We start from the raw sequence: 1,751 nt of genomic DNA on the forward strand, positions 1-1,751 counted from the left end.
CAAGATCCTATGAGGGCGTGGATGGCGGCGCGATGTTTCGCCAAGATTGGTTTTCCACCCACGCAACAAGGGAGAAGACCGATGTCGCATGACCAATCGAGTATCGCATCGAGCGCCGCCACCCGTGGCCATCATGGCGCAGTCACAGCGTCTTTGGAACTGAGCACAACGAAGTGGCTGGTGAGCGTGCAATCGCCGGGCAGCGAGCGGTTGTCGCGGCACGCGCTTGCCGCGGGCGATGTGGGCGGGCTTTTGGCGCTGTTTGCGCGGCTGCGCGACAAGGCCGAGCAGCGCTTGGGTTGCGCGGTCGAGATCATCACCATTCAGGAGGCGGGCCTGGACGGGTTCTGGCTGCATCGCCTGCTGGAGAGCGAAGGCATCCGCAGCCATGTCGTCGATGCCGCTTCGATTCCGGTGCCGCGCCGCAGCCGGCGGGCCAAGAGCGACAGGATCGATGGCGAGACGCTGTGGCGCACGCTGTCGGCGTGGCTGCGCGGCGAGCCGCGCGTGTGCTCGATGGTGCATGCGCCGAGCCCCGAGCAGGAGGACAGCCGGCGGCTGGTGCGCGAGCGCGACAGCCTGGTGCGCGAGCGCATCCGCGAGAGCAATCGCATTCGTGGCCTGCTGGCGGCGCAAGGCATCCACGGCTACGACCCGTTGCATCGCAACCGCCGCGCCACGCTCGACAAGCTGACGACCGGCGATGGCCGCCCGCTGGGATCGCAGCTCAAGAAGGAGATCATGCGCGCGCTCGATCGCCTCGAGCTGATCATGGCGCAAATCGCCCGGGTCGAGAGCGAACGCGCCGAACTGCTCAAAGGCGAGGAGGCCAATGCAGTTGCAATGCGGCTGCTCGAGCTCAAGAGCATCGGCCCCGACTTCGCCACCACGCTGGCGCTCGAGGCGTTCTTCCGCCGCTTCGACAATCGGCGCCAGCTCGCCGCCTTTGCCGGCCTTGCCGGCACGCCGTGGCGCAGCGGCAAGATCGATCGCGAGCAAGGCATCTCGAAGGCCGGCAACCGACGCCTGCGCAAGACCATGATCGAACTGGCCTGGTTGTGGCTGAGGCATCAACGCCAATCCGCCCTGAGCCAATGGGTCTTCAAACGGCTCGCCCCGGACAAGGGCCGCCCAGGCAGCGACCGCAAGCCAAACCGGCGGCTCTTCATCGTAGCGCTGGCGCGCAAGCTTATCGTTGCGCTGTGGCGCTTCGTCACCGTCGGCGAGATTCCCGAAGGGGCCGCCCTGAAGCGTGCCTGAAGGCCTTGGAGCCATGATCATGAGCGACACAGACATGAGCTACATCGGCATGAGCAACATCGGCGCGACCTGATCAGCCGCGTCGATCCTGGTGGACGAGGCCCGTTTCTCCCCTTGGCTGAAACATGCCGCTCGCAAGATGGGAGCCTCGGCCGCCGAGCCCGTGCCTTTGCGCATGAAGGATTGTGGTCTCGCCGCACGCGGCGACCGTATGTGAGGTTCTGAGGGCGCTCCAGAGCGCGCCGTCAGTCCCGCCAAGGCAGGTCCCGGGCCAGGAGACGCAAAGCTACATCCCGCCACGTCCAGTGTGGCGCCGTGCTCGATCAACGCAAGACCAAGCCGCTGCGCGGCGGCTGGACAGCCGGCCTTGCGCCGATCTGCGCGCGACGCTTTCGAGCCCGCTATGGCCGGGACGAACAGCTGCCCACGAACCAAACCAGCAGCCAGCCCGATCAACCTCTTGACCCCATGGTCCTCATGTGAGGGGAGAA

1 protein-coding gene is annotated in these 1,751 nt (G+C 66.3%); it reads left to right on the forward strand.

Annotated features, from left to right (window positions below; all coding sequences use genetic code 11):
* The first annotated feature begins 81 nt into the window (after positions 1-81).
* Positions 82-1,260, forward strand: a complete 1,179-nt coding sequence (locus AC0L2L_RS33255) for an IS110 family RNA-guided transposase (RefSeq protein WP_473584006.1) — start codon at positions 82-84, stop codon at positions 1,258-1,260.
* Positions 1,261-1,751: the final 491 nt, after the last annotated feature.

This window comes from Mesorhizobium sp. WSM4832 (genome assembly GCF_055811115.1).